20 protein-coding genes and 3 rRNA genes are annotated in these 26,594 nt (G+C 67.6%); 19 read left to right on the top strand and 4 right to left on the bottom strand.

Annotated features, from left to right (window positions below):
• Positions 1 to 244: 244 nt before the first annotated feature.
• From OHS70_RS16040 to proC, 3 genes are all read left to right on the top strand, one after another.
• Complete coding sequence (locus OHS70_RS16040) at positions 245 to 1,012, top strand: ABC transporter ATP-binding protein (protein WP_328398012.1); 768 nt, start codon at positions 245 to 247, stop codon at positions 1,010 to 1,012.
• A complete protein-coding gene (locus OHS70_RS16035) occupies positions 1,009 to 1,746 on the top strand; it encodes an ABC transporter permease (protein WP_328398010.1) in 738 nt (245 codons plus the stop codon). The genes OHS70_RS16040 and OHS70_RS16035 overlap by 4 nt, the downstream gene beginning before the upstream one ends.
• A 217-nt stretch (positions 1,747 to 1,963) precedes the next feature.
• The gene (proC, locus tag OHS70_RS16030) at positions 1,964 to 2,773 is read left to right on the top strand and encodes a pyrroline-5-carboxylate reductase (RefSeq protein WP_328398008.1); all 810 of its coding nucleotides are present in this window, start codon (positions 1,964 to 1,966) and stop codon (positions 2,771 to 2,773) included.
• Positions 2,774 to 2,855: 82 nt separating this feature from the next.
• On the opposite strand, the gene trpS is transcribed toward proC, so the two are convergent.
• Positions 2,856 to 3,851, bottom strand: coding sequence for a tryptophan--tRNA ligase (trpS, locus tag OHS70_RS16025; RefSeq protein WP_328398006.1), 996 nt, complete (start codon positions 3,849 to 3,851; stop codon positions 2,856 to 2,858).
• A gap of 820 nt (positions 3,852 to 4,671) precedes the next feature.
• On the opposite strand from trpS, the gene OHS70_RS16020 reads away from it, so the two are divergent.
• The 11 genes from OHS70_RS16020 (at position 4,672) to OHS70_RS15970 (ending at position 16,976) form a co-directional block, all read left to right on the top strand.
• Positions 4,672 to 6,197, top strand: a 16S ribosomal RNA gene (locus OHS70_RS16020).
• Between the two features lie 313 nt (positions 6,198 to 6,510).
• A 23S ribosomal RNA gene (locus OHS70_RS16015) occupies positions 6,511 to 9,631 on the top strand.
• Between the two features lie 98 nt (positions 9,632 to 9,729).
• Positions 9,730 to 9,846: ribosomal RNA gene (gene rrf / locus OHS70_RS16010) — 5S ribosomal RNA — on the top strand.
• The 16S, 23S and 5S rRNA genes sit together here, the layout of an rRNA operon.
• Before the next feature lie 67 nt (positions 9,847 to 9,913).
• A complete protein-coding gene (locus tag OHS70_RS16005) occupies positions 9,914 to 10,558 on the top strand; it encodes an HAD family hydrolase (RefSeq protein WP_328398004.1) in 645 nt (214 codons plus the stop codon).
• Positions 10,559 to 10,614: 56 nt separating this feature from the next.
• Positions 10,615 to 11,877 (top strand): MFS transporter, encoded by a 1,263-nt coding sequence (locus tag OHS70_RS16000; protein ID WP_328398002.1) that lies wholly within the window; start codon positions 10,615 to 10,617, stop codon positions 11,875 to 11,877.
• On the top strand, positions 11,828 to 13,006 hold the full coding sequence (locus tag OHS70_RS15995; RefSeq protein ID WP_328398000.1) for an acetoin utilization protein AcuC: 1,179 nt from the start codon (positions 11,828 to 11,830) through the stop codon (positions 13,004 to 13,006). The genes OHS70_RS16000 and OHS70_RS15995 overlap by 50 nt, the downstream gene beginning before the upstream one ends.
• Before the next feature lie 231 nt (positions 13,007 to 13,237).
• The gene (locus OHS70_RS15990) at positions 13,238 to 14,053 is read left to right on the top strand and encodes a phosphatase (RefSeq protein WP_328397998.1); all 816 of its coding nucleotides are present in this window, start codon (positions 13,238 to 13,240) and stop codon (positions 14,051 to 14,053) included.
• 128 nt (positions 14,054 to 14,181) lie between these two features.
• A complete protein-coding gene (locus tag OHS70_RS15985; RefSeq protein WP_014046653.1) occupies positions 14,182 to 14,394 on the top strand; it encodes a helix-turn-helix domain-containing protein in 213 nt (70 codons plus the stop codon).
• Positions 14,395 to 14,516: 122 nt separating this feature from the next.
• Positions 14,517 to 14,615 carry a 30S ribosomal protein bS22 gene (locus tag OHS70_RS15980; protein ID WP_003948845.1) on the top strand — a complete coding sequence of 33 codons (99 nt, stop codon included), beginning with the start codon at positions 14,517 to 14,519 and terminating at the stop codon, positions 14,613 to 14,615.
• A 144-nt stretch (positions 14,616 to 14,759) separates the two neighbouring features.
• Positions 14,760 to 15,845: an NAD-dependent epimerase/dehydratase family protein gene (locus OHS70_RS15975; RefSeq protein WP_328397995.1), complete on the top strand. Its 1,086-nt coding sequence runs from the start codon at positions 14,760 to 14,762 to the stop codon at positions 15,843 to 15,845.
• A 15-nt stretch (positions 15,846 to 15,860) separates the two neighbouring features.
• Positions 15,861 to 16,976 carry a lysophospholipid acyltransferase family protein gene (locus OHS70_RS15970; RefSeq protein WP_328397993.1) on the top strand — a complete coding sequence of 372 codons (1,116 nt, stop codon included), beginning with the start codon at positions 15,861 to 15,863 and terminating at the stop codon, positions 16,974 to 16,976.
• Positions 16,977 to 17,059: 83 nt separating this feature from the next.
• On the opposite strand, the gene OHS70_RS15965 is transcribed toward OHS70_RS15970, so the two are convergent.
• The 3 genes from OHS70_RS15965 to OHS70_RS15955 all read right to left on the bottom strand — a co-directional run bounded on the left by OHS70_RS15965 (position 17,060) and on the right by OHS70_RS15955 (position 20,656).
• A complete protein-coding gene (locus OHS70_RS15965; RefSeq protein ID WP_328397991.1) occupies positions 17,060 to 18,241 on the bottom strand; it encodes a DUF5667 domain-containing protein in 1,182 nt (393 codons plus the stop codon).
• Between the two features lie 271 nt (positions 18,242 to 18,512).
• The gene (locus tag OHS70_RS15960; protein ID WP_328397989.1) at positions 18,513 to 19,307 is read right to left on the bottom strand and encodes an ECF subfamily RNA polymerase sigma factor, BldN family; all 795 of its coding nucleotides are present in this window, start codon (positions 19,305 to 19,307) and stop codon (positions 18,513 to 18,515) included.
• Between the two features lie 404 nt (positions 19,308 to 19,711).
• On the bottom strand, positions 19,712 to 20,656 hold the full coding sequence (locus OHS70_RS15955) for an HAD family hydrolase (protein WP_328397987.1): 945 nt from the start codon (positions 20,654 to 20,656) through the stop codon (positions 19,712 to 19,714).
• A gap of 136 nt (positions 20,657 to 20,792) precedes the next feature.
• Here OHS70_RS15955 and OHS70_RS15950 point away from each other — a divergent pair, with 136 nt between their 5' ends.
• From OHS70_RS15950 to OHS70_RS15930, 5 genes are all read left to right on the top strand, one after another.
• Positions 20,793 to 21,068, top strand: a complete 276-nt coding sequence (locus OHS70_RS15950) for a glutaredoxin family protein (RefSeq protein ID WP_328397985.1) — start codon at positions 20,793 to 20,795, stop codon at positions 21,066 to 21,068.
• A 342-nt stretch (positions 21,069 to 21,410) separates the two neighbouring features.
• Positions 21,411 to 22,136, top strand: a complete 726-nt coding sequence (locus tag OHS70_RS15945) for a redox-sensing transcriptional repressor Rex (protein ID WP_328397983.1) — start codon at positions 21,411 to 21,413, stop codon at positions 22,134 to 22,136.
• Positions 22,133 to 23,800, top strand: a complete 1,668-nt coding sequence (locus OHS70_RS15940) for a glutamyl-tRNA reductase (protein WP_328397981.1) — start codon at positions 22,133 to 22,135, stop codon at positions 23,798 to 23,800. The genes OHS70_RS15945 and OHS70_RS15940 overlap by 4 nt, the downstream gene beginning before the upstream one ends.
• Positions 23,797 to 24,756, top strand: coding sequence for a hydroxymethylbilane synthase (gene hemC, locus OHS70_RS15935; RefSeq protein ID WP_328397979.1), 960 nt, complete (start codon positions 23,797 to 23,799; stop codon positions 24,754 to 24,756). Before OHS70_RS15940 ends, hemC begins: the two co-directional genes overlap by 4 nt.
• The gene (locus tag OHS70_RS15930; protein WP_328397977.1) at positions 24,753 to 26,417 is read left to right on the top strand and encodes a bifunctional uroporphyrinogen-III C-methyltransferase/uroporphyrinogen-III synthase; all 1,665 of its coding nucleotides are present in this window, start codon (positions 24,753 to 24,755) and stop codon (positions 26,415 to 26,417) included. Before hemC ends, OHS70_RS15930 begins: the two co-directional genes overlap by 4 nt.
• Positions 26,418 to 26,594: the final 177 nt, after the last annotated feature.

Raw genomic sequence — 26,594 nt, 5'->3', positions numbered from 1 at the left:
GCCCGCCTCCGGGCACGGGCCGTATCGAGGGCGACGCCGGTCTGCGCTCCGTCCCCCCGCCCTGGGGCGTACGTGGCGGGCGATGCGGCCGTGGCCCACTCGCGCCTCGGCGATCCCCGTGACCCCGGGCCTGGGCCGACCTGTCTCCGGCCGCGTGCCGTACCGGGCAGGACATGCGCATCGTCTGGATCTGCGCACCCCGCATCCTTGACGCCCCCGTCGGCCCGGGAGCATTATTCATCGCATGATGAATTCCTCTGGCGTCGCCGTCCTGGCCCGCGGCCTCACCGTCGTACGAGGAGACCGCACAGTCCTGCGCGACCTCGACTTCACCGTCCACCCCGGCCGGATCACCGGCCTCCTCGGCCCTTCGGGCTGCGGCAAATCGACGCTGATGCGCTCGATCGTCGGCACCCAGGCCAAGGTCACCGGGACTCTGGAGGTCCTCGGCCGCCCCGCGGGCGACCCCGCACTGCGCAACCGCATCGGCTATGTCACCCAGGCGCCGTCCGTCTACGACGACCTCACCGTCCGCCAGAATCTCGACTACTTCGCCTCCGTCCTCCTGCCCGGCCGCAGCAACCGCGACATCCGCCACGACCACGTCACCCGCGCCATCGCCGACGTCGACCTCGTCTCCCACACCGACGTACTCGCCGGCCGGCTCTCCGGCGGCCAGCGCAGCCGCGTCTCCCTCGCCGTCGCCCTGCTCGGCACCCCCGAAGTACTCGTCCTCGACGAACCGACCGTCGGCCTCGACCCCGTGCTGCGCCGCGACCTGTGGAATCTCTTCCACCGGCTCGCCGACGAACACGGCACGACGCTTCTCGTCTCCTCCCACGTCATGGACGAGGCCGAACGCTGCCACCGGCTGATGCTCATGCGCGACGGCGAGATCCTCGCCGAGGACAGCCCGGACGACCTGCGCACACGCACCCGCTCCGAGACCGTCGAAGCGGCCTTCCTCCACCTGGTCGACGAGGCCAACGCCCTTCAGGAGAACGTCCGATGAGTTCCGCCCGCACCCTCGCCACCGCCGCCCGCGTGCTGCGCCAGCTGCGCCACGACCCGCGCTCCATCGCGCTGATGGTCTTCGTGCCGAGCTTGATGCTCTTCCTGCTGCGCTACGTCTTCGACGGCAGCCCGCAGACCTTCGACTCCATCGGTGCCTCGCTCCTCGGCATCTTCCCGCTCATCACGATGTTCCTGGTGGCCTCCATCGCCACCCTGCGCGAGCGCACCTCCGGCACCCTGGAGCGACTGCTCGCCATGCCGCTCGGCAAGGGCGACCTCATCGCCGGCTACGCCCTGGCCTTCGGTCTCGTCGCCATCGTCCAGTCCCTCCTCGCCACCGGCCTCGCGCTGTGGGCCCTGGGTCTCGACGTCATCGGCTCGACCTGGCTGCTCCTGCTCGTCGCACTCCTCGATGCGCTGCTCGGCACGGCCCTCGGCCTGTTCGTCTCCGCCTTCGCCGCCTCGGAGTTCCAGGCGGTCCAGTTCATGCCGGCCGTGATCTTCCCGCAGCTGCTGCTCTGCGGCCTGTTCATCGCCCGCGAGAACATGCAGCCGGTACTCGAGGCGATTTCGAACGTCCTGCCCATGTCGTACGCCGTCGACGCCATGAACGAGGTCCTCCACCACGCCGACGCGACCGCCGACTTCTTCCGCGACATCATGGTCGTCGCGGGATGTGCCGTCCTCGTCCTCGCTCTCGGCGCAGCCACCCTGCGCCGCCGCACCGCCTGAACGGACCTCGGTGCTCGCCTCCTCCCTCTCCTTCGCACCGACCGTGTCACCGATCGTCAACTGGTCGTAGAGCCAGGCCGCATCAGGCGACTGCACCCGGATGCGCACGATCCACCTGCGCCTCGGCCGTACCGCCCCTCGGACGCCACCGGCACGACCCCGCCCCCGGTGCGAGGATGTGAACGCACGCATCCCCACCGGCGAGGTGAACAGAGCCATGACCCAGACAGTCGCAGTCCTTGGTACGGGCAAGATCGGTGAAGCCCTGCTCAGCGGCATGATCCGCGCAGGCTGGCGCCCCGCCGACCTGCTGGTCACCACTCGCCGGACCGACCGGGCCGAAGAGCTCCGCACGCGCTACGGGGTCGAGCCCGTCTCCAACGCCGAGGCCGCCAAGCGCGCCGACACCCTGATTCTGGCGGTGAAGCCGCAGGACATGGGCAAGCTCCTCGACGAACTCGCCCCGCACCTCACCTCGGACCGGCTCGTCATCAGTGCCGCGGCCGGTATCACCTCCTCCTTCATCGAGGAGCGCCTCGCCGCCGGCACCCCCGTTGTCCGCGTCATGCCCAACACCCCCGTCCTCGTCGACGAGGGCATGTCCGTCATCTCCGCCGGCAGCCACGCCACCCATGAGCACGTCGAGCACACCGAGGAGATCTTCGGCGGCGTCGGCAAGACCCTCCGGGTTCCCGAGTCCCAGCAGGACGCGGCCACCGCCCTGTCCGGGTCGGGCCCGGCCTATTTCTACTTCCTCGTCGAGGCGATGACGGACGCCGGCATCCTCCTGGGCCTGCCGCGCGCGCAAGCCCATGACCTGATCGTCCAGGCCGCCATCGGCGCCGCCGTCATGCTCCGCGACAGCGGCGAGCACCCCGTGAAACTCCGTGAAGCAGTCACCTCCCCTGCAGGCACCACCATCAGCGCCATCCGCGAACTCGAGAACCACGGCGTACGGGCCGCACTGATCGCCGCGCTCGAAGCGGCCCGCGACCGCAGCCGCGAGCTGGCCTCCGGCAACGGCTGAGCCCACGAGCCGGAAAGAGCGGGGACGGTCCGCCGCCGTGACGCCCCGGCGGCGGGACAGCCCCTCTCTCCATCCGTGCGGCTCAGGCCGGCAGCAGACCGATCGCCCGATAGGCGGCGTCGACCGTCGGCCGGGCCATTTCCCTGGCCCGCTCGGCTCCCTTCCTCAGCACACTGTCGATGTGTCCCGGATCTGCGGCGAGCTCGGCGTGCCGCTCCCTGATCGGCCTCAGCAGCTCCACCACCGCCTCGGCCGTGTCCTTCTTCAGCGCTCCGTACGACTCATATACACCGGCCAGGTCCTTCGGGTTCCCTCCTTCACAGGCCGCCAGAATCTCCAGCAGATTCGCGATTCCGGGCCTCGTCACCCGGTCGTACTCGACCTCGCGGCCGCTGTCCGTGACCGCGCGCATGATCTTCTTGCGGACCACGTCGGCCTCGTCGAGAAGGTGGACGGTCCCGGGGCCCGACTCGTCCGACTTCCCCATCTTCGAGGTGGGGTCCTGCAGATTCATGACCCGCGCCGCCACCGGCGGATGCGTCGCCCGCGGCACGGTGAACGTGTGCCCGTACCGCTGGTTGAACCGCACGGCCAGATCCCGCGTCAGCTCCACATGCTGTGTCTGATCGTCACCGACGGGCACCTCGTCGGTCCGGTAGGCGAGAATGTCCGCCGCCATCAGCACCGGATACGTCAACAGCGACAGTCGCACGCTCTGCCCGGCCGCGCGCGCCCGCGTGCCCTTCTCCTTGTACTGGATCATGCGCCGCAGCTCGCCGTCCGTGGCCGTGCACTCCAGCAGGTAGGACAGACGCGCGTGCTCGTCCACATGACTCTGGACGAAGACGGTGCACAGCTGCGGGTCCAGCCCCGCCGCCAGCATGAGCGTCGCCGACTGCCGGCTGAGTCTGCGCACGCGCGCCGGATCGTGCTCGACGGTCAGCGCATGCAGATCGACGATGCTGAACAGCGCGTCGGACTGATGCTGGTCGACCCCGACCCACCGGCGCAGCGCGCCGAGGTAGTTGCCCAGGGTCAGATGCCCCGTCGGCTTGATCCCACTGAAGATCCGCGTCATCCCGCTCTCCGTCTTCTGGTCGAGCCGCCGCCGCAGCGGCCGGACTCCCGGAGGGGAGAAACGCGAACGGCCGCCGGGGCGGCGGCCGTTGAGTGCATGCGTAGGTGCCGGCCGCCGTCAGGCGGCCCACCACTGAAGGAAGCACGTACGCGTAGTCATGGGACCCAGGCTACTGCCAGGGAGCCCCGGGTTGACATCGGATACCGCCATCCGTAGTGTTCTCCGAGTTGTCCGACGTGAGCACCTGCTACGGCGGGTCCCCGGACAGCCATTCCGCAAGGCCCACTTCAAGCGAGCAACAGGCTCTTTTACGTCTGTCGCGCGTCTTTTCGTGCGCTCTTGCGAAATGAGGAATCCGCGTTCGAAGGAACGCACCTCGATTAGGTCGGGGGCATGGATTCCGCTAAAGTCTCACTCGTCGGAACGGCCCAACAGCCGGAAAGACAGCTCCCGCTGACTGGGAATCAGGCCCGAAAGGATCTGATAGAGTCGGACTCGCCGGAAAGGGAAACGCGAAAGCGTGGAACTGGAAAGCGCCCCGCCGGCCGGGAATCGGACACGAAAGAGTCTGATAGAGTCGGAAACGCAAGACCGAAGGGAAGCGCCCGGAGGAAAGCCCGAGAGGGTGAGTACAAAGGAAGCGTCCGTTCCTTGAGAACTCAACAGCGTGCCAAAAATCAACGCCAGATATGTTGATACCCCGTCCATCTTCGGATGGCAGGGTTCCTTTGTAGAAACACAGCGAGGACGCTGTGTGCGACGGGGACTATTCCTCCCTGTCGCACCGCTCTCGTGGTGTCGACCCGATTACGGGTAAACATTCATGGAGAGTTTGATCCTGGCTCAGGACGAACGCTGGCGGCGTGCTTAACACATGCAAGTCGAACGATGAAGCCCTTCGGGGTGGATTAGTGGCGAACGGGTGAGTAACACGTGGGCAATCTGCCCTTCACTCTGGGACAAGCCCTGGAAACGGGGTCTAATACCGGATAACACTGCGGGCCGCATGGTCTGCGGTTGAAAGCTCCGGCGGTGAAGGATGAGCCCGCGGCCTATCAGCTTGTTGGTGGGGTGATGGCCCACCAAGGCGACGACGGGTAGCCGGCCTGAGAGGGCGACCGGCCACACTGGGACTGAGACACGGCCCAGACTCCTACGGGAGGCAGCAGTGGGGAATATTGCACAATGGGCGAAAGCCTGATGCAGCGACGCCGCGTGAGGGATGACGGCCTTCGGGTTGTAAACCTCTTTCAGCAGGGAAGAAGCGAAAGTGACGGTACCTGCAGAAGAAGCGCCGGCTAACTACGTGCCAGCAGCCGCGGTAATACGTAGGGCGCAAGCGTTGTCCGGAATTATTGGGCGTAAAGAGCTCGTAGGCGGCTTGTCACGTCGGATGTGAAAGCCCGGGGCTTAACCCCGGGTCTGCATTCGATACGGGCAGGCTAGAGTGTGGTAGGGGAGATCGGAATTCCTGGTGTAGCGGTGAAATGCGCAGATATCAGGAGGAACACCGGTGGCGAAGGCGGATCTCTGGGCCATTACTGACGCTGAGGAGCGAAAGCGTGGGGAGCGAACAGGATTAGATACCCTGGTAGTCCACGCCGTAAACGTTGGGAACTAGGTGTTGGCGACATTCCACGTCGTCGGTGCCGCAGCTAACGCATTAAGTTCCCCGCCTGGGGAGTACGGCCGCAAGGCTAAAACTCAAAGGAATTGACGGGGGCCCGCACAAGCAGCGGAGCATGTGGCTTAATTCGACGCAACGCGAAGAACCTTACCAAGGCTTGACATATACCGGAAAGCATTAGAGATAGTGCCCCCCTTGTGGTCGGTATACAGGTGGTGCATGGCTGTCGTCAGCTCGTGTCGTGAGATGTTGGGTTAAGTCCCGCAACGAGCGCAACCCTTGTTCTGTGTTGCCAGCATGCCCTTCGGGGTGATGGGGACTCACAGGAGACCGCCGGGGTCAACTCGGAGGAAGGTGGGGACGACGTCAAGTCATCATGCCCCTTATGTCTTGGGCTGCACACGTGCTACAATGGCCGGTACAATGAGCTGCGATGCCGCGAGGCGGAGCGAATCTCAAAAAGCCGGTCTCAGTTCGGATTGGGGTCTGCAACTCGACCCCATGAAGTCGGAGTTGCTAGTAATCGCAGATCAGCATTGCTGCGGTGAATACGTTCCCGGGCCTTGTACACACCGCCCGTCACGTCACGAAAGTCGGTAACACCCGAAGCCGGTGGCCCAACCCCTTGTGGGAGGGAGCTGTCGAAGGTGGGACTGGCGATTGGGACGAAGTCGTAACAAGGTAGCCGTACCGGAAGGTGCGGCTGGATCACCTCCTTTCTAAGGAGCACTTCTTACCGGCCCTCGGGTCGGTCAGAGGCCAGGACATCGGCGAACGTCCGATGCTGGTTGCTCATGGGTGGAACGTTGATTATTCGGCACGATCGGTTTGATGGGTCATCAGTACTGCTCTTCGGGGCGTGGAACGTGGTCTGCATCAACGGGTCGTGCCTGGCGCGCTGTTGGGTGTCTGAGGGTACGGACTGCGGTCCCTATCTTCGCGATGCCGGCCCCGGTGAACTCGTCCTTTGTGGGCGGGGTGGCGGGTGGCTGGTCGTTGCTTGAGAACTGCACAGTGGACGCGAGCATCTGTGGCCAAGTTTTTAAGGGCGCACGGTGGATGCCTTGGCACCAGGAACCGATGAAGGACGTGGGAGGCCACGATAGTCCCCGGGGAGCCGTCAACCAGGCTTTGATCCGGGGGTTTCCGAATGGGGAAACCCGGCAGTCGTCATGGGCTGTCACCCGCTGCTGAACACATAGGCAGTGTGGAGGGAACGAGGGGAAGTGAAACATCTCAGTACCCTCAGGAAGAGAAAACAACCGTGATTCCGGGAGTAGTGGCGAGCGAAACCGGATGAGGCCAAACCTACGACGTGTGAGACCCGGCAGGGGTTGCGTCGTGGGGGTTGTGGGATCTCTCTTTTACGGTCTGCCGGCCGTGAGACGAGTCAGAAACCGTATGGATAGGCGAAGGACATGCGAAAGGTCCGGCGTAGAGGGTAAGACCCCCGTAGCTGAAATTCATGCGGCTCGTTTGAGAGACACCCAAGTAGCACGGGGCCCGAGAAATCCCGTGTGAATCTGGCGGGACCACCCGCTAAGCCTAAATATTCCCTGGTGACCGATAGCGGATAGTACCGTGAGGGAATGGTGAAAAGTACCGCGGGAGCGGAGTGAAATAGTACCTGAAACCGTGTGCCTACAAGCCGTGGGAGCGTCGGACACTTTTCGGAGTGTCTCGTGACTGCGTGCCTTTTGAAGAATGAGCCTGCGAGTTTGCGGTGTGTTGCGAGGTTAACCCGTGTGGGGAAGCCGTAGCGAAAGCGAGTCCGAACAGGGCGATTCAGTAGCGCGCTCAAGACCCGAAGCGGAGTGATCTAGCCATGGGCAGGTTGAAGCGGAGGTAAGACTTCGTGGAGGACCGAACCCACCAGGGTTGAAAACCTGGGGGATGACCTGTGGTTAGGGGTGAAAGGCCAATCAAACTCCGTGATAGCTGGTTCTCCCCGAAATGCATTTAGGTGCAGCGTCGTGTGTTTCTTGCCGGAGGTAGAGCACTGGATAGGCGATGGGCCCTACCGGGTTACTGACCTTAGCCAAACTCCGAATGCCGGTAAGTGAGAGCGCGGCAGTGAGACTGTGGGGGATAAGCTCCATGGTCGAGAGGGAAACAGCCCAGAGCATCGACTAAGGCCCCTAAGCGTACGCTAAGTGGGAAAGGATGTGGAGTCGCAGAGACAACCAGGAGGTTGGCTTAGAAGCAGCCACCCTTGAAAGAGTGCGTAATAGCTCACTGGTCAAGTGATTCCGCGCCGACAATGTAGCGGGGCTCAAGCGTACCGCCGAAGTCGTGTCATTGCAGTATGTACCCCCAACGGGGACTGTGATGGGTAGGGGAGCGTCGTGTGCCGGGTGAAGCAGCCGCGGAAGCGAGTTGTGGACGGTTCACGAGTGAGAATGCAGGCATGAGTAGCGATACACACGTGAGAAACGTGTGCGCCGATTGACTAAGGGTTCCTGGGTCAAGCTGATCTGCCCAGGGTAAGTCGGGACCTAAGGCGAGGCCGACAGGCGTAGTCGATGGACAACCGGTTGATATTCCGGTACCCGCTTTGAAACGCCCAATATCGAATCAGACGATGCTAAGGCCGTGAAGCCGCCCCTGATCTCTTCGGAGTGAGGGGGAGTGGTGGAGCCGCCGGCCCAGATCTGTAGTAGGTAAGCGATGGGGTGACGCAGGAAGGTAGTCCAGCCCGGGCGGTGGTTGTCCCGGGGTAAGGGTGTAGGGCGTTGTGTAGGCAAATCCGCACAACATGAGCCTGAGACCTGATGCCGAGCCGATTGTGGTGAAGTGGATGATCCTATGCTGTCGAGAAAAGCCTCTAGCGAGTTTCATGGCGGCCCGTACCCTAAACCGACTCAGGTGGTCAGGTAGAGAATACCGAGGCGTTCGGGTGAACTATGGTTAAGGAACTCGGCAAAATGCCCCCGTAACTTCGGGAGAAGGGGGGCCATCACCGGTGATGAGTCTTGCACTCTGAGCTGGGGGTGGCCGCAGAGACCAGCGAGAAGCGACTGTTTACTAAAAACACAGGTCCGTGCGAAGCCGTAAGGCGATGTATACGGACTGACGCCTGCCCGGTGCTGGAACGTTAAGGGGACCGGTTAGCTCTGTTTCGACAGGGCGAAGCTGAGAACTTAAGCGCCAGTAAACGGCGGTGGTAACTATAACCATCCTAAGGTAGCGAAATTCCTTGTCGGGTAAGTTCCGACCTGCACGAATGGCGTAACGACTTCTCGACTGTCTCAACCATAGGCCCGGTGAAATTGCACTACGAGTAAAGATGCTCGTTTCGCGCAGCAGGACGGAAAGACCCCGGGACCTTTACTACAGTTTGATATTGGTGTTCGGTTCGGCTTGTGTAGGATAGGTGGGAGACTTTGAAGCCTGGACGCCAGTTCAGGTGGAGTCGCCGTTGAAATACCACTCTGGTCGTGCTGGATGTCTAACCTGGGTCCGTGATCCGGATCAGGGACAGTGTCTGATGGGTAGTTTAACTGGGGCGGTTGCCTCCCAAAGGGTAACGGAGGCGCCCAAAGGTTCCCTCAGCCTGGTTGGCAATCAGGTGTTGAGTGTAAGTGCACAAGGGAGCTTGACTGTGAGACCGACGGGTCGAGCAGGGACGAAAGTCGGGACTAGTGATCCGGCGGTGGCTTGTGGAAGCGCCGTCGCTCAACGGATAAAAGGTACCCCGGGGATAACAGGCTGATCTTCCCCAAGAGTCCATATCGACGGGATGGTTTGGCACCTCGATGTCGGCTCGTCGCATCCTGGGGCTGGAGTCGGTCCCAAGGGTTGGGCTGTTCGCCCATTAAAGCGGTACGCGAGCTGGGTTTAGAACGTCGTGAGACAGTTCGGTCCCTATCCGCTGTGCGCGTAGGAGTCTTGAGAAGGGCTGTCCCTAGTACGAGAGGACCGGGACGGACGAACCTCTGGTGTGCCAGTTGTCCTGCCAAGGGCATGGCTGGTTGGCTACGTTCGGAAAGGATAACCGCTGAAAGCATCTAAGCGGGAAGCCTGCTTCGAGATGAGGACTCCCACCTCCTTGAGAGGGTAAGGCTCCCAGTAGACGACTGGGTTGATAGGCCGGATATGGAAGCCCAGTAATGGGTGGAGTTGACCGGTACTAATAGGCCGAGGGCTTGTCCTCAGTTGCTCGCGTCCACTGTGTCAGTTCTGAAGTAACGAACTCGCCAGACCCCCGTTTTACGGGTGTCGGCCGGCTGGAGTTCGACATCTTCATAGAGTTTCGGTGGTCATAGCGTCAGGGAAACGCCCGGTTACATTCCGAACCCGGAAGCTAAGCCTTTCAGCGCCGATGGTACTGCAGGGGGGACCCTGTGGGAGAGTAGGACGCCGCCGAACAATCTTTAGCCTCAACCCCCGGACCCTGTCCGGGGGTTGAGGCATTTTTGCGTTTAGGGTCAGGGGTATGCGCTATGACCTTGTCATCTTCGACAACGACGGTGTGCTCGTCGACAGCGAGCCCCTTGCCAACACCATCCTGGCCGGCTATCTCACCGAGCTCGGGCACCCCACGACGTACGAGGACTCCCTGCGGGACTACATGGGGTCCGCCGTGCACCGGGTGCATGACCTCGTGCGCGAGCGGACCGGGAAGGCTCTGCCCGACGACTTCGACGAGACGCTGCACGCTCGCGTCTTCGCCGCCTTCGAGCGGGAGTTGGTCGCCGTCGACGGGGTGACCGACGTCCTGGAGAAGCTGACCGCGGACGGGGTGCCGTACTGCGTGGCCTCGTCCGGGAGTCATGAGCGGATCCGCGTAGGGCACCGCAAGACCGGGCTTCACCGGTGGTTCGCCGAGGGCACCGTGTTCAGCGCGCAGGACGTGGGGCGGGGCAAGCCGGACCCCGACCTCTTCGTCCACGCCGCCGAGCGGATGGGCGTGGCACCGCAGCGATGCGTGGTCGTGGAGGACAGCCCCCTCGGTGTGCAGGCCGCGAGGGCGGCGGGGATGGATGTGTACGGGTTCACGGCCATGATGTCGGCGGACAAGCTGGAGGGGGCCTCGGGCTACTTCACCGCGATGACCGAGCTGCCGGCCCTGCTCGCTTGATCCACCCCCTGCAGCCATCTACCCACGGGTAGGGGCCGGGCCTACGCTGTGCGGCCATGACAGATGCGCGGTTGCGGCACGGGCGTGCCTCGTTGGCGTTGAGCTTCTTCGCGCAGGGGGTGGCCTTCGCTCTCCTTGTCACCCGTATCCCCGCCGTGCAGGACCGTTACGGCATATCCGACGGCCTGCTGCCGGTCTTCCTCGCGGCCGTGCCGATCCTCGCCGGGGTGTCGAGTGTCGTGACCGAGCGGCTGGTGCGGCGCCTCGCGCCCAGTGTGGTGCTGCGGTGGGCGCAGCCTGTGGTCATCCTTGGGCTGCTCGCGGTCGGAGCGGGCAGCGAGATGTGGGAGGTGGCCGTCGCCCTGGGCGTGTTCGGGCTGTCGGTCGGGGCCCTGGACGCGTCGATGAACATGCTCGGGGTCAGCCTTCAACGGGCGCACGGGCGCAGCATCATGCTCGGTTTTCATGCTGCGTACAGCCTCGGCGGGATCGCCGGAGCCTCTCTGGCCTGGGTGGGGGCGCACTGGGACCTGGCGCTGGTGATCTCGTATCTGCCGGTGATCGTGGTGCTGTTGCCGGTGGTGCTGGTGGGGAGCCGGTGGTACGTCGACGGGGAGGGGACAGAAGAACAGAGGCACGCGCGGGGTCAGGCGCCGGGGCGGTCCGACGCCGCCGCGAAGGCGGGTCCGGGCCGCGCGGACGGTGTCGCCTTCAAGCTGCTGCTGCCGCTCTGTCTGGTGATGACGTTCGCGTACATCGGGGACTCGACCGTTTCCAACTGGAGCGCGAAGTATCTGCAGGACGTCCTCGGGAGCTCGGAGGAACTGGCGACCGTTCCGTACAACGCCTACATGGTGACGACGCTGGTGGGCCGGGCCGTCGGGGACTTCGGGGTGCGGCGTTTCGGGGCGGTGGCGGTCGTCAGGTGTGGGGCGGTGCTGGCCGCGGCCGGGTTCGCGGTGGTGGCCGGCGCGTCCGGTGCCTGGGTGGGGATGCTCGGTTTCACGCTGCTGGGGTTCGGGCTGTGTGTGATCGTGCCGCAGACGTTCGCGGCGGCCGGCCGGCTGTTCCCGGGGGCGAGCGACGCGGCGGTGGCGCGGCTGAACGTATTCAATTACGTAGGGTTCCTGATCGGGTCTCCGTTGGTCGGGGCGCTCGGTGACACGTGGAGCTACCGCGGGGCGATGCTGGTGCCGATGGTGTTGGTGCTGGCGACGCTCGTGTACGCCCGCTCGTTCGCGGACGCGGGCGCCCGATACGGTGGCGGGCATGAGCGGCCGCGGGTTGTTGATGTGGGACGAGGCGGTAACGAAGTATGACTTCGGTAGCAGCCATCCGATGGATCCGGTGCGGCTTGCGCTGACCATGGGGTTGGTGCGGTCCTACGGGCTGGATCGCGCCATGACCGTGGTGGCGGCCAAGGCGGCCGGGGACTCGACGCTCCGGCTCGTGCATCGCGAGGACTATGTGGCGGCGGTGCGGGCGGCGTCGGCGGACCCGAGGTCGGCGGACCAGTCGTACGGACTCGGGACGCTCGACGATCCGGCGTTCGCGGGGATGCACGAGGCATCAGCGCTCATCGCCGGGCAGTCGGTAGGGGCCGCGGAAGCGGTGTGGCGTGGCGACGCGGCGCATGCGGTGAACTTCGCGGGCGGGCTGCACCACGCGATGCCCGGGTCGGCGGCGGGGTTCTGCATCTACAACGACGCGTCGCTGGCGATCGCGCGGCTGCTGGAGCTGGGTGCCGAGCGCGTCGCGTACGTGGATGTGGACGTGCATCACGGGGACGGCGTGCAGGCTGCCTTCTGGGACGATCCGCGGGTGCTGACGATCTCGCTGCACGAGCATCCGCGCATGCTGTTCCCAGGCACCGGCTGGCCCGAGGAGACCGGAGGGACCGGTGCGGCAGAGGGCAGCGCGGTCAATGTGGCGCTGCCGGCGGGAACGGGGGACGCGGGGTGGCTGCGGGCGTTCCACGCGGTGGTGCCCGAGCTGCTGGCGGACTTCCGTCCCCAGGTACTGGTGACGCAGCACGGGGCGGACACGCACTTCGAGGACCCGCTGGCCCATCTGGCGGTCTCACTGGATGCGCAGCGTGCGGTGCAGGAGGCGTGTCATGCCCTGGCGCACGAGCACGCGGACGGCGGGCGCTGGGTGGCGCTGGGCGGTGGCGGATACGCGGTGGTGGACGTGGTGCCGCGCTCGTGGACGCACCTGGTGGGAATCGCGGCGCATGAGCCGGTGGACCCGGAGTCGGTGATCCCGTCGTCATGGCGGGACGAGGTGTACGCGCGGACACGCCAGTTGGCGCCGGCTCGTATGACGGACGGGCGGGCTTCGGTGACGTGGCGGCCGTGGGAGGAGGGCTACGACCCGGCGGACCGTCTGGACCAGGCGGTGCTGGCGACGAGGCGGGCGGTGTTCCCGCTGAGAGGGTTGCTGGCGTAAACGTTCATCCGCCTGTCTCCCTTGCCAGACGGGTGATCCTCTGTGCGACGGGAGATCCCCCCGGGCCCCGGGCTCCATCCGGGTGATTCAGCCATGTGGGTGGTGGGGTGGCTCCGCGCCACACCGCGGACCCGGCGTCGCGCACCGGCATCGCCCCGAGCATTACGCCAACAGTGCGGCGTCTCCCGGCTTTTGCCGCGCGGGGTGAGGCGGTGCGCCAGCATCGGGAGCGTGGTGAGCAGGGGAGCGCTGAGGGCGCATCTGGTGGGCTTCGGGCTGGCGGGGGTCGTGGGTACGTCGCGCGAGACCAGTCTGCGCAGCTATCGCGCGTTCGCCGCCAGGGATCCGCGGGTCACCCTCGGGCTCGTTCCCGAATCGTCATGGGGAGAGCGGGAGTTGATCGCCCTCATGGCCGCCAGGTGCGGGGTGTCGGGAGATCCCGCGGATCGTGCCGGGGCCGACGTCATCGATCCCGAGCTGACGTTGTGTGCGCTCGACGCGTTCGCTGAGCGGCTGGCCGAGGTGGCCGGAGCGGGGGCGCCCGTCATGTTCGGGACCGGGCATCCGCATAGGCTGCTCGGGTTCTACGCCGGGCTGGCAGACGCTTTGTCGGCGGCGGGGTGTCCTGTACTCACTCCCGCGCAGGGGCGATGTGTCGACATAACGACCCGGTTCGGCGTACGTAAGTACAACCTGGAGTACGTAAGAGGTGTCGCGCTGCTGTGCGAGCCCGGGGGGAGGGAGAGCGGGCGCGAACTCGGGGCGCACAGCCATTCCCCGCTGCCGGTCAGGGTCGCCCTCCAGGCGGCCGCGGAGGACGGCGGGCCGTTTCCCGAGCTGCTCGTCGGGGATCACGGCTGGGTCTGCGGGGCAGGTCAGCTGGGGATCGGGGCGATCGGGCTGGCGGACACCGATGATCCCGCCCTCTTCGTGGGCGAGGCCGAGGGTCGGATTTCGGTCGTCGTTCCGGTTGATGACGCCGTACGGTCCGCTTACTACCGCCCGCTGACGCGCTATGTACTCAATCGAGCGTGTCTGTCACAGTAGGCCGCCGATCGCTGCTCCTCTTCCCCACTCGCATCACCCGCCCCTAGTCTGGGGAGTGAGCGCACAGCGACGTTGAGTCACCGGAGGGGAAGCCGGTGCGCGTCGGGTGCGGAAGGTACAGGTGGGTCATGGCTGCTGGCAGCGAGAGGCCTCTCAACGAGGTCAAGTTTCTTACGGTGGCAGAGGTTGCCTCTGTCATGCGAGTGTCGAAGATGACGGTGTACCGCTTGGTGCACAGCGGTCATCTGCCGGCGATCCGGGTGGGGAGGTCGTTCCGGGTGCCGGAGCAAGCGGTTCATGAGTATCTCCGCGAATCCTTCGTGGGGGTGGAATCCGCGTAATGAGGGGCCGACGATTCCCCTCGGATTACGTCCCTCACTCGGCGGCAGGTAGGCTAGGCCGACGTAGGTCGTGTGGGCCCAGACGCCCCGCACCGAGTGAAGAGAAGTGAGCGAGGGTAGTCGTGGGCTCTGTTATCAAGAAGCGGCGTAAGCGGATGGCCAAGAAGAAGCACCGCAAGCTGCTCAAGCGCACCCGCGTTCAGCGTCGCAACAAGAAGTAAGCGGCAGCTGTACGTGTTCTCGGCCCTTCCACCACCTGGTGGAAGGGCCGAGGTGCGTTTACGGCAAAAGTGCGCCCGGCGGTCATCACAGCGCAACACCGAAGCGCTACGGTGACGCACAGGACCTAGGGGAAGGCGCTGATCTTGGGAAAGGTCGTGCTCGTCACCGGGGTGGCCCGGCAGCTCGGGGGCCGTCTGGTGCGGCGTATCCAGCGGGATCCCGAGGTCGACCGGGTGATCGGGGTCGACGCGGTGGCGCCCGCGCACCACTTGGGCGGGGCCGAGTTCATTCGCGCGGACATCCGCCAGCCCGCGATAGGGCGTGTTCTGGCCGAGCACGTCGTCGACACGGTCGTGCACATGGATGTCACGGGTACGCCGCTCGGCGCAGGCGGTCGTACCACGGTCAAGGAGACCAATGTCATCGGCACCATGCAGCTGCTCGGTGCCTGCCAGAAGTCGCCCACCGTCAAGCGGCTCGTGATCAAGTCCAGTACGAGCGTGTACGGCTCCGCCCCGCGCGATCCGGCCGTCTTCACCGAGACCACGCCGCCCAAGTCGCTGCCGAGCGGCGGATTCGCCAAGGACGCGGTGGAGGTCGAGGGATATGTGCGCGGCTTCGCCCGGCGCCGCCCGGATGTCGCCGTGTGCGTACTGCGCTTCGCGAACATCCTGGGGCCGTGCGCGGACTCCCCGCTCGCCGAGTTCTTCGCTCTTCCGGTCATGCCGACCGTCTTCGGCTATGACCCGCGTCTGCAGTTCGTCCACGAGGACGATGTGATCGACGTGCTGCGGATCGCCCTGCACGAGCCGCGGCGCGGCACGCTGAACAGCGGCACGTTCAACGTCGCCGGGGAAGGGGTGCTGACGCTCTCGCAGTGCTCGCGCCGGCTGGGGCGGCCGACGCTGCCGGTGCTGCTGCCGGCGGTGACCTGGGTCGGCTCGGCGCTGCGTACGGTCGGCGTCACCGACTTCTCGCCCGAGCAGATCCGGCTGCTCACCCACGGCCGGGTGGTCAGTACGGTCCAGATGCGCGAGACACTCGGTTTCGTCCCGAAGTTCTCGACCGCGGAAACGTTTGCGGACTTCGCCCGCAGCCGGGCTCCGGGACTGCTCCCGCCCGAAGCGGTCTCCAGCGCCGTGGACCGGCTCGCAGCCGCGCTGCCGGGCGCGGACAGCGGTGGGCCTGCGGCCGTACAGACGACTCACAGCGCCGGACAAGCCAGGTAAGGAGCGCAGCCAACGATGGCGGACGCCAAGGTCATTCCGTTCGACGACGACCGTTCGCGCGGCGGGGCCCCCCGCCCGGCGCGGCGGCGCCCGGCGGGGGGCGGTCGCAGGAAGGCCGAACCCGCGGCCGTGGTGCGTGAGGCGCCGGTGAGCCCGCTGCCCGGGCAGTCGGGCGGCGGAGCGCCCTCCGGGACGCAGACGGACACTGAGGCCGGCAGGACCGCTGAGGAAGCCGCAGGGGGCGCCCCGGGTGCCGCAGCCCGGCAGGCCGCGCCGCGGTCGGCGGGCGCTGCCGGGTGGGACCGGCGGATCGCGGGCGGCCTGGCGTTCCTGCGCCGCCGGCTGACCGGTGACTACGAGGTCGACGAGTTCGGCTTCGACGAGGAGCTGACCGACCAGGTCCTGATGTCGCTGCTGCGGCCGGTGTACGAGAAATACTTCCGTGTCGAGGTGAAGGGCATCGAGAACATCCCGTCCGACGGCGGGGCACTGGTGGTGGCCAATCACTCGGGGACGCTGCCGCTGGACGGGCTGATGATGCAGGTGGCCGTCCACGACACCCATCCGGCGGGCCGTCATCTCCGGTTGCTCGCCGCGGATCTGGTGTTCATGCTGCCGGTGGTCAACGAGCTGGCCCGCAAGGCGGGACACACCCTGGCGTGTGCGGAGGACGCCGAGCGGCTGCTGCAGCGGGGTGAGGTCGTCGGGGTGATGCCGGAAGGCTTCAAGGGCATCGGGAAGCCGTTCAGCGAGCGCTACAAGCTTCAGCGCTTCGGGCGCGGCGGTTTCGTGTCGACCGCGCTGCGCGCGGGTGTGCCGATCGTGCCGTGCTCGATCGTCGGGGCGGAGGAGATCTACCCGATGCTCGGGAACGCGAAGACGCTGGCGCGGCTACTGGGGTTCCCGTACTTCCCGCTCACGCCGACGTTTCCGTGGCTGGGGCCACTCGGGGCGGTGCCGCTGCCGACGAAGTGGACGATCCAGTTCGGGGAGCCGATCGCGACGGACGGGTATCCGCCGGAGGCGGCGGAGGACCCGATGCTGATGTTCAATCTGACCGACCAGGTCCGGGAGCAGATTCAGCACACGCTGTACAAGCTGCTGGTGCAGCGCCGGTCCGTCTTCTTCTGAGCACATGTCCTTCTGAGCACATGCGTGTGGGTGGGCCCCGGCCGGGGCCCACCCACACGCATGTCCACGGACGCCTTGCGTCGCTACCCGTCGTCGTCGCCGTTGAGGCCGAGGCCCGGCAGGATGCCGGGCAGCAGCGGCGGGATGGTGATGTCCGGACCCGGCGCGGTGGACTGCCTGCCGGACGGGGACGGGCCGGTGCCCTGCGCCGGGGGATCGAGCAGATCGCCCGTGCCACCGCCGAGCAGTCCGTCACCCGAGGCCGAACTGGAGCCGGACGGCTGCGGCTTGCTGTCCTCGCCCGTGCGGCCGGCGGTGCTGTCCGGTGAGGACGGCGCCGTGCGGCTGCCGGGGCCCGCTGTGTGCCCGGAGCCCTGCGTGGTCCCGGGGCTCCGGGAGCCGCGGCCGCTGTCCGGCATGCGGGGCAGCAGCGACTCGAGCGGGCCGACCTGTTGGTCTATGGCGTCGAAGGCGTCGTTCACCTGTTTGCCGACATCGGTCAGCTGGGCGGGCAGGCGGTCGCGTAGTCCGTTCCACGTCTCCCGGTGCGAGCGGGAGAACGAATTGAGCGTGGCGATCGGGCCGAGCGAGCCGTCCCGTTCGTACGCCGCGGACAGCAGGCGGTGGCCCTCGCTGACGTCGTGGCCCATGCCGCCCAGCGTGCGGCGGACCTCGCCGAGGGATTCGTGGTCCATGTCGCCGGCGCGGGCACGCTCCATCAGCCGGCGGGCCTCGCTGAGACGGGTCGATGCCTGGTCGAGGTAGAGCTCGCCCCGGTCGGAGTCACCGTCCGCCAGGTTGAGTTTGAAGTCCTCCATGCCACGCTTCAGCCCGTACAGCGAGTCACCGGGAAGGGCGTCGGAACTGGCGGCGGCCACTCCCCCGAAGGCGCCCGCGGCGACACCGACGGTCAGTCCACCGGCCGCAAGTCCCTTCGACCACCGGGAGCGTGGTCGGAGCTTCCGGAGCGGGGCGGCCCGATGGGCGCCGCGGCCGTGGGCCCGCTGCTCGGGCACCGGAGGGCCCGAGGTTGTACCTCCCGCGGCGAACATCGCTTCCATGGCGGCCACGAGCTGGGCTCGCTGCACCACTTTGACCTCGGGGTCCAGCTCCGGCTTCGGCAGCTCGCCGAGGCCGTTCGCCAGGGCCAACAGCCGTCCGTGCTCGGTCGGTTCGACCGACTCGTCCGGCTGCTCAGGATCCTGATCTTCCAAGGCCTGGGCGAAGGCGTTCGCCCGCCGGTGCGCCGAAACGTTCGCGATCACTGGCGGCACCTCCTCTCGTCATGACGTTCGACTCCCCTGGGCGTCTGGAGGGTTGCACGCCTTGAGCGGATCCACACGAACGAGTGAGTGGAAGCGGACATGGCGTGTCCACAGGGAGCCTGCATCCCGCACAACGAGCGGCGCGGCACTTGGGTTACGCGCGAAAGATGATCGGACCAGTGAGTCATCGGGGCGTCACCGAATGTGAGTCGGGTAAGGGTCGACGGTGTGGGGGGCGACATACGGGGGTCGGGACAGGAGGGGAGGTGTCTCAGCGGGCGTCTTCGGGGAGGAGGCGGGCCAGTGTCCTGACGGCCCGGTACTGGAGGGTCTTGATCGCGCCCTCGTTCTTCCCCATCACCCTGGCCGTCTCGGCGACCGAGAGGCCCTGCAGGAAGCGCAGTGTCACGCACTCCTGCTGCTGGGGGTTGAGCTTGCGGACCGCTTCGAGCAGTGCGGCGTTGGAGAGCGATTCGAGGACGGAGTCCTCGGGGCTGCGCTCCACCTCGTTGGCGTCGAGCATCTCGCCGGTGGTCACTTCGAGCCGGAAACGGCTCGACTTGAAGTGGTCGGCGACCAGATTGCGGGCGATCGTCACCAGCCAGGCGCCGAAGTCGCGGCCCTGCCAGGTGAAGGTGGAGATGCGGCGCAGGGCACGCAGGAAGGTCTCGCTGGTGAGGTCCTCCGCCGTCGCCTTGCCGCCCACGCGGTAGTAGATGTAGCGGTAGACGGTGTCGCTGTACTGGTCGTAGAGCCGGCCGAAGGCCTCTGCCTCGCCCGCTTGCGCGCGCTCGACGAGGTCCATCATGCGGGCGCTGTCGCTGTCGGCGGTGGGCCTGCGGGCGGTGGTCGAGGCGCCCGAGGTGCTGCGGCTCCCGCGTCTGCCCACTGCGGCGCGACCGTCGGCCAGGGCGTAGCAGGGGGCGGCCGGGCCGTTGACGGCGAGGCCGGACGTGGCGATTGCAGGGACGGCGTACGCGGTGGGGACGAAGCCGCGCAAGTGGTCGAGGACCGCTGCGCGCAGCGTAGCCAGGCCCGAGGCGTCAACCCCGACGTGTGGGTACACGGGACTCCCAGAGGCAGAGCTTCCATCACGTGCAGTGCGGGACCGTTCACCCGTCGTGGGGACCGGTGGGGTCCGTCATGCGTCTGAGGAGAATAACGCTTCGTACAGGCAGTGCTACACCCAGTTGCTCAAATCGCCGTTTCCGTCGCTTCTGTTACGCCTGGATGACAGATCAAGTCGCACATTGTGAGCAGTTGTTGATCGAATTGGTTCGTGATCTGTCTTTTCGGGTGGTGGGTTGTGGCCGGGCGCCCGTAACAGGACTGGCCGGGGGCAGTCGTGGGCACCACCGGGGGATTGGCCGCCGACACGCGCGGGGAACAGGGGCGCCGGCCCGCAGTGGGCACAGGTGAAGGGGTACGCCGAACGGCGTCGCCCTGCCGGGTACGCCGGGGACGGGGGCGTCAGCGGCGGCGGCGGTGCAGGGCGACCGCGGCCGCGGTGCCACCGGCCAGCGCTCCCACACCTGCCGCGGCCGGGATGCCGACCTTGGCCGCCTTGCGGCCGGTCCGGTAGTCGCGCAGCCGCCAGTCCAGGGCCCGCGCGTGCTTGCGCAGCTTGGTGTCCGGGTTGATCGCGTACGGGTGCCCGACCAGCGAGAGCATCGGGATGTCGTTGTGGGAGTCGCTGTAGGCGGCGCACCGGCCGAGGTCCAGGCCCTCGGCGGTGGCCAGGGCGCGTACGGCCTCGGCCTTGGCGGGTCCATGCAGCGGCTCGCCCACCAGCTTGCCGGTGTAGACGCCGTCGACGGACTCGGCGACCGTGCCGAGCGCGCCGGTCAGCCCGAGGCGGCGGGCGATGATCGTGGCGGTCTCGACCGGTGCCGCGGTCACCAGCCAGACCTTCTGGCCCGCGTCGAGATGGGCCTGGGCGAGGGCGCGGGTGCCGGGCCAGATGCGGTCGGCCATGTACTCGTCGTAGATCTCCTCGCCGATGCTCATCAGCTCGGAGACGCGGTGGCCCTTGACGATGGACAGCGCGGACTCGCGCACGTCCTGCATGTGCTCCGGGTCCTCGACGCCGGCGAGCCGGAACCACGTCTGCTGCCAGGCGAAGCGGGCCAGTTCGCGGCGCTGGAAGAACTTCCGCTTGTACAGGCCGCGGCCGAAGTGGAAGATCGCGGCGCCCTGCATGACCGTGTTGTCGAGGTCGAAGAAGGCGGCGGCGCGGTCGTCCCCGGCGACGGGGAAGTCCGGTTCCGCGGCGGGCGCCATGCCGTCCTTCGCTGCGTCGAGAACCTCGTACGCCTGCGAGGACTTGCGGGCTGCCTCGGCTGCGGCTTCGCCTGCGAGCACGCTGCGTGCGGTGGCGGAGCTCCTACGGGGGGTGAGCCATCCCAGTGCGGCCATGACGTGAGCATAGCCAGTCACCCCCACACTTCCCGACGTGCCGGAAAGCGATGGCGTGAACAGTGCGCGACCTCCCTGTTAAACGGGCCGCCGGGGCAGGAACCGGAGTCGGCGCGGACGGGCGGAGAATGGGCGTATGAGTCCCCTGTTGCGGCGTACGAAGAAGAAGGCCGGTGAGCGCGTGGTCACGCTGATCGGGAAGCCCGGGTGTCACCTCTGTGACGACGCGCGGGTGGTGATCGAGGCGGTGTGCGCGCAGACGGGTGCTTCGTGGGAGGAGAAGGACATCACACAGGACGAGGAACTGCACCGCGCGTACTGGGAGCAGATCCCGGTGGTGCTGGTGGACGGCGAGCAGCACACCTTCTGGAAGGTGGACGCCGAGCGGCTGCGTCGCGCGCTGGGGGCGTAGCGCCGGCGGCGGTTAACATCATGGTCGTTTTGCTGGGTTTGCTCCGCCGGTCGCCGGGCTCTATCGGGACACGATGAGGACAGGGCACAGTAGGCGGATCCAGCGGTCTCGGGGGCGTCATCGTGAGGAGTGTGTACGGCTTTGCCCCCATCGGCTCTGCAACGGATCGGGGTGGCCCACGGTTCCGGAATCCGGTGTTCGGATTGCGTGACCCCGGTCACTTTGCTCGGACAAATGGGACACCATCTTTGTGCACGCGTTCACAAAGACATAGCCTGCATTCGACGGGGCGGTCTCGGAACATCTGGCCGCCTGCAGCCTCGCTCATCCCGCAGGAGCACCGTGGCAACTGGCCGAAATCACCGACCGGCGACCCGTAGCCGAGGAATCCCCGAGGCCACCGTCGCCCGGCTTCCGCTGTATCTGCGCGCACTCACCGCGCTGTCCGAGCGGTCCGTACCCACGGTCTCCTCCGAGGAGCTCGCGGCTGCCGCAGGCGTCAACTCCGCGAAGCTGCGCAAGGACTTCTCGTACCTCGGCTCCTACGGGACCCGTGGTGTCGGCTACGACGTCGAGTATCTCGTCTACCAGATCTCGCGTGAACTGGGGCTGACCCAGGACTGGCCGGTTGTGATCGTCGGTATCGGTAACCTCGGCGCCGCGCTGGCCAACTACGGTGGCTTCGCCTCGCGTGGATTCCGCGTCGCGGCGCTGATCGACGCCGACCCGGCAATGGCCGGAAAGCCCGTCGCGGGCATGCCCGTGCAACACAGCGACGACCTCGAGAAGATCATCAGTGACAACGGCGTGTCCATCGGCGTCATCGCGACGCCCGCGGGCGCGGCCCAGCAGGTGTGCGAGCGCCTGGTCGCCGCCGGAGTCACCTCCATCCTGAACTTCGCGCCGACCGTCCTGTCGGTGCCGGACGGCGTCGACGTGCGCAAGGTCGACCTCTCCATCGAGCTGCAGATCCTCGCCTTCCACGAGCAGCGGAAGGCCGGCGAGGAGGCCGAGGCCGCAGGCCGGAAGGGACCCGACGGGGACGTGCCCGCCGTGATGCCGGCATGAGTCTCCTGGTCGTCGGGCTGAGCCATCGCAGTGCGCCGGTGAGCGTGCTGGAGCGGGCCTCCCTGCCCTCGGACGCGCAGATCAAGCTGCTTCAGGACACCCTGGCCGCGGAGCCCGCCGCCGAGGCGGCGGTACTGGCCACCTGCAACCGCATCGAGCTGTACGCCGACGTGGACAAGTTCCACGCCGGTGTCGCCGAGCTGTCCACGCTGCTGGCCCAGCACAGCGGGGTGGGCCTCGAGGAGCTCACTCCGTATCTGTACGTGCACTACGAGGACCGGGCCGTCCACCATCTGTTCTCGGTGGCCTGCGGGCTCGACTCCATGGTGGTCGGCGAGGGACAGATCCTCGGGCAGATCAAGGACGCCCTGGCCCTCGGGCAGGAACTGCACACCGCCGGACGGCTGATCAACGACCTGTTCCAGCAGGCCCTGCGGGTCGGCAAGCGCGCGCACAGCGAGACCGGGATCGACCGTGCCGGGCAGTCGCTCGTCACCTTCGGTCTCGAGCAGCTCGCTGCGGGCGCGCCCGTCGAGACGTGGGCGGCCGGCAAGCGGGCGCTGGTCATCGGCGCGGGCTCGATGTCCTCGCTCGCCGCGACGACGCTTGCCCGCCTCGGCGTGTCGGAACTGGTCATCGCGAACCGGACCCAGGATCGCGCCGAGCGGCTGGCGGCTGCGCTGAGCGCGCCGGGCGGCGTGCGCGCCCATGCCGTGTCCATGGCGGACGTGGCCGAAGAGCTGACACGTGCCGATGTGGCCGTCTCGTGCACCGGTGCGACCGGGCTGGTCCTGACGGCACAGTCCGTCGCGACGGCGCTCGCGCAGCACGTCGTGCCGGGGGCGTCTTCCGGCGCCGACCTGAGGGCACCCGAAGGCAGCGTTGTCGCCCGGCTGGCCGCGGCCGCTGCGCGGGACGGGCGGGTCGCGGAGGTGCCGGGACGGGCAGAGGACACGGCCGGCTTCCCGGCCACGTCTGGTGAGGATGCTGCGGCCGGTGAAGGCGATGCCGCCGCCCGGCCGGGCGATGCCGAGGCGTGCCCTGTCGGACTGGACGACGGCGCCCTGGCACAGCACGGCGCCTGGGTCGACAACGCTTCCCGGGCCCCGCGGACCGACAGGAACCCGGTCACGGTGCACACCACCGGGCCCGTGCGGCTCGCGCTGCTCGACCTGGCCATGCCCCGCGACATCGATGCCGCCGTCCACCGTCTGGCCGGAGTGCGGCTCGTCGACATCGAGTCGCTGGCCGAGGCCTCCGCCGACGCGCCGATGGCCGCCGACGTGGACCAGGTGCGGAGCATCGTCGCCACCGAGGTGGCAGCCTTCGGCGCCGCACAGCGGGCCGCGCACATCACCCCGACCGTGGTCGCCCTGCGCACCATGGCCGCGGATGTCGTGGCCGGTGAGGTCGCGCGGCTCGAGGGCCGGCTGCCCGACCTGGACGACAAGCAGCGTGCCGAGATCACCCAGACCGTGCGCCGTGTCGTGGACAAGCTCCTGCACGCGCCGACCGTGCGGATCAAGCAGCTGGCCGGCGAACCCGGCGGTGCCGGCTACGCGGACGCGCTGCGGACACTCTTCGACCTCGACCCGGAGACGGTCGCTTCCGTCAGCCGGGCCGACCTGAATGACGCCGACGTCAAGAACCGAGGGCGAGTATGACCGAGAGGGCACTGAGGCTCGGGACCAGACGCAGCAAGCTGGCCATGGCCCAGTCCGGCCACGTGGCGGACGCGGTGCGCCGGGCGACCGGCCGGGCCGTCGAGCTCGTCGAGATCACCACGTACGGCGATGTCTCCCGCGAGCACCTCGCGCAGATCGGCGGCACCGGAGTGTTCGTCGTCGCGCTGCGCGAAGCGCTGCTGCGCGGCGAGGTCGACTTCGCCGTGCACTCGCTGAAGGACCTGCCGACCACGCAGCACGACGACCTCGTGCTGGCCGCGATCCCGAAGCGCGAGGACCCGCGCGACGTGCTGGTCGCGCGCGACGGTCTGACGCTGGACCGGCTGCCGCACGGCGCCCGCGTCGGCACCGGCTCGCCGCGCCGGATGGCACAGCTGAACGCGTACGCGCGTTCGCACGGGCTCGAGATCGAGACCGTGCCGATCCGCGGCAACATAGACACCCGCGTCGGCTATGTCCGAAACGGTGAGCTGGACGCGGTGGTTCTCGCCGCGGCCGGGCTCAGCCGGATCGGACGCACCGACGAGGTGACCGACTTCCTGTCGGTCGACTCCGTCCTGCCCGCCCCCGGCCAGGGGGCACTGGCAGTCGAGTGCACCGCAGCGAATGCGGACCTCGCCGCCGCGCTCGCCGAGCTCGACGACCCGCACACCCGGGTCGCCGTGACCGCCGAGCGTTCCCTGCTCGCCGCCCTGGAGGCCGGCTGCTCCGCACCTGTGGGTGCGCTGGCCGACCTTCTGGACGACGGCCAGGCTGTCACCGAAATGCGCCTGCGCGGCGTCGTCGGCACGACCGACGGCACGACGCTGGTGCAGCTGTCCACCACCGGTCCCGTACCCGCGTCGCACGACGAGGCCATAGCAGTCGGTCGCGAACTCGCGTCCGAGATGCTCGCCAAGGGTGCAGCCGGTCTTATGGGGGAGCGAGCACATTGAGCCCCACCGCCTCGAACCATCCAGCCCTTCCCGCACGCGGTCACGGGCATGTCACCTTCCTGGGGGCCGGTCCCGGCGACCCCGGTCTGCTGACCTTGCGCGCCGTGGAGGCGCTCGCATGCGCCGACGTGCTGATCGCCGAGCCTGATGTGCTCGACGTCGTACGCGGTCATGCGCGGGCGGGCGTAAGCACGCCTGAGCTGACGGTTGTTGACAGGTCGTCAACAACCGTCGGGATCCCGGTCCTCAGGGATGCGGCCAATCTTGTCATGGAGGCCGCGCGCTCCGGCAAGCGGGTCGTGCGTGCGGTGACCGGTGACCCGGGGCTGGACACCGACGCAGGTCAGGAGATGCTCGCCTGCGCCTCGGAGGGGATTCCCTTCGAGGTGGTGCCGGGTGTCGCCAACGCGGTCGGTGTGCCCGCGTACGCCGGTGTCCCGCTGCGCGACGCGCAGGGCGCGGACGTCCGGTTCGTCGATGCGCGCACGGCGAGCGACCGGTGCTGGACCGAGGTCGGTGCCAGCGACGGCACGGTCGTCGTGTCCACCACCCTGGACACGGTCGCCGCGGCGGCGGGTGAGCTGGTGACGGCCGGCCGCAAGCCCGACACCCCGATGACCGTCACGGTCGCCGGTACGACGACGCGGCAGCGCACGTGGACGGCGACGCTCGGCACGATCGCGCAGACGCTGAAGCAGGCGAAGGTGCTGCCGTCCCCGGACGGCCACCAGCCCGTCATAGCCGTGGTCGGTGAGCGCAGCGCCGCTGCTCAGCGCGACCAGCTCGCGTGGTTCGAGTCCAAGCCGCTGTTCGGCTGGAAGGTGCTCGTGCCGCGCACCAAGGAGCAGGCGGCGTCGCTCTCCGACCAACTCCGTTCCTACGGTGCCGTGCCGCACGAGGTGCCGACCATCGCGGTCGAGCCCCCGCGCACGCCGCAGCAGATGGAGCGTGCGGTCAAGGGGCTGGTGACCGGGCGTTACGAGTGGATCGCCTTCACCTCGGTCAACGCGGTCAAGGCGGTGCGCGAGAAGTTCGAGGAGTACGGGCTCGACGCCCGCGCCTTCGCCGGGATCAAGGTCGCGGCGGTGGGCGATCAGACCGCGGCGGCGCTGGTGGACTTCGGGGTCAAGCCGGACCTGGTGCCCAGCGGTGAGCAGTCCGCGGCGGGCCTGCTCGAGGACTGGCCGCCGTACGACCCCGTCTTCGACCCGATCGACCGGGTCTTCCTGCCGCGTGCGGACATCGCGACCGAGACGCTGGTGGCCGGGCTCATCGACCTGGGCTGGGAGGTCGACGACGTGACCGCGTACCGGACCGTGCGCGCGTCGCCGCCGCCGGCGGACACGCGTGAGGCGATCAAGGGCGGTGGCTTCGACGCCGTGCTCTTCACGTCGTCGTCGACCGTGCGGAACCTGGTGGGTATCGCCGGGAAGCCGCACAACGTGACGGTGATCGCCTGTATCGGCCCGGCGACCGCGAAGACGGCGGAGGAGCACGGTCTGCGGGTGGACGTGCTCTCGCCGGAGCCTTCGGTGCACAGGCTCGCGGAGGCGCTCGCGGAGTTCGGTGCGCGCAGGCGTGCGGCGGCCGTGGAGGCCGGGGAGCATGTGACGCGGCCGAGCGAGCGGCGGCCGGGTGGGCGGCGTCGCCGGACGACGTAGGTTGCGGGGCGCGTGAGCGCTGAAGGGGCGGGTGGGGGTCTTTTCCCCTACCCGCCCCTTCCCGTTACCGGGGCTCCGCCCCGGACCCCGCGCCTCAATCGCCGGCGGGGCTCCAAAGGAGCCCGTCCGGGGTCCGGGGGCTTGCCCCCGGTTACGGGATGGGGGCACCTCCCACGG

This window comes from Streptomyces sp. NBC_00390, assembly GCF_036057275.1.
Taxonomy (GTDB): domain Bacteria; phylum Actinomycetota; class Actinomycetes; order Streptomycetales; family Streptomycetaceae; genus Streptomyces.
This window is presented reverse-complemented; position numbering and strand designations above follow the sequence as displayed.

What these genes read in the sequence shown, in the direction of transcription:
- OHS70_RS16040 (WP_328398012.1), top strand. Translation starts at nt 245, where the DNA reads ATGATGAATTCCTCTGGCGTCGCCGTCCTGGCCCGCGGCCTCACCGTC.
- OHS70_RS16035 (WP_328398010.1), top strand. Translation starts at nt 1,009, where the DNA reads ATGAGTTCCGCCCGCACCCTCGCCACCGCCGCCCGCGTGCTGCGCCAG.
- proC (WP_328398008.1), top strand. Translation starts at nt 1,964, where the DNA reads ATGACCCAGACAGTCGCAGTCCTTGGTACGGGCAAGATCGGTGAAGCC.
- trpS (WP_328398006.1), bottom strand. Translation starts at nt 3,851, where the DNA reads ATGACGCGGATCTTCAGTGGGATCAAGCCGACGGGGCATCTGACCCTG.
- OHS70_RS16005 (WP_328398004.1), top strand. Translation starts at nt 9,914, where the DNA reads ATGCGCTATGACCTTGTCATCTTCGACAACGACGGTGTGCTCGTCGAC.
- OHS70_RS16000 (WP_328398002.1), top strand. Translation starts at nt 10,615, where the DNA reads ATGACAGATGCGCGGTTGCGGCACGGGCGTGCCTCGTTGGCGTTGAGC.
- OHS70_RS15995 (WP_328398000.1), top strand. Translation starts at nt 11,828, where the DNA reads ATGAGCGGCCGCGGGTTGTTGATGTGGGACGAGGCGGTAACGAAGTAT.
- OHS70_RS15985 (WP_014046653.1), top strand. Translation starts at nt 14,182, where the DNA reads ATGGCTGCTGGCAGCGAGAGGCCTCTCAACGAGGTCAAGTTTCTTACG.
- OHS70_RS15970 (WP_328397993.1), top strand. Translation starts at nt 15,861, where the DNA reads ATGGCGGACGCCAAGGTCATTCCGTTCGACGACGACCGTTCGCGCGGC.
- OHS70_RS15955 (WP_328397987.1), bottom strand. Translation starts at nt 20,656, where the DNA reads ATGGCCGCACTGGGATGGCTCACCCCCCGTAGGAGCTCCGCCACCGCA.
- OHS70_RS15950 (WP_328397985.1), top strand. Translation starts at nt 20,793, where the DNA reads ATGAGTCCCCTGTTGCGGCGTACGAAGAAGAAGGCCGGTGAGCGCGTG.
- OHS70_RS15940 (WP_328397981.1), top strand. Translation starts at nt 22,133, where the DNA reads ATGAGTCTCCTGGTCGTCGGGCTGAGCCATCGCAGTGCGCCGGTGAGC.
- hemC (WP_328397979.1), top strand. Translation starts at nt 23,797, where the DNA reads ATGACCGAGAGGGCACTGAGGCTCGGGACCAGACGCAGCAAGCTGGCC.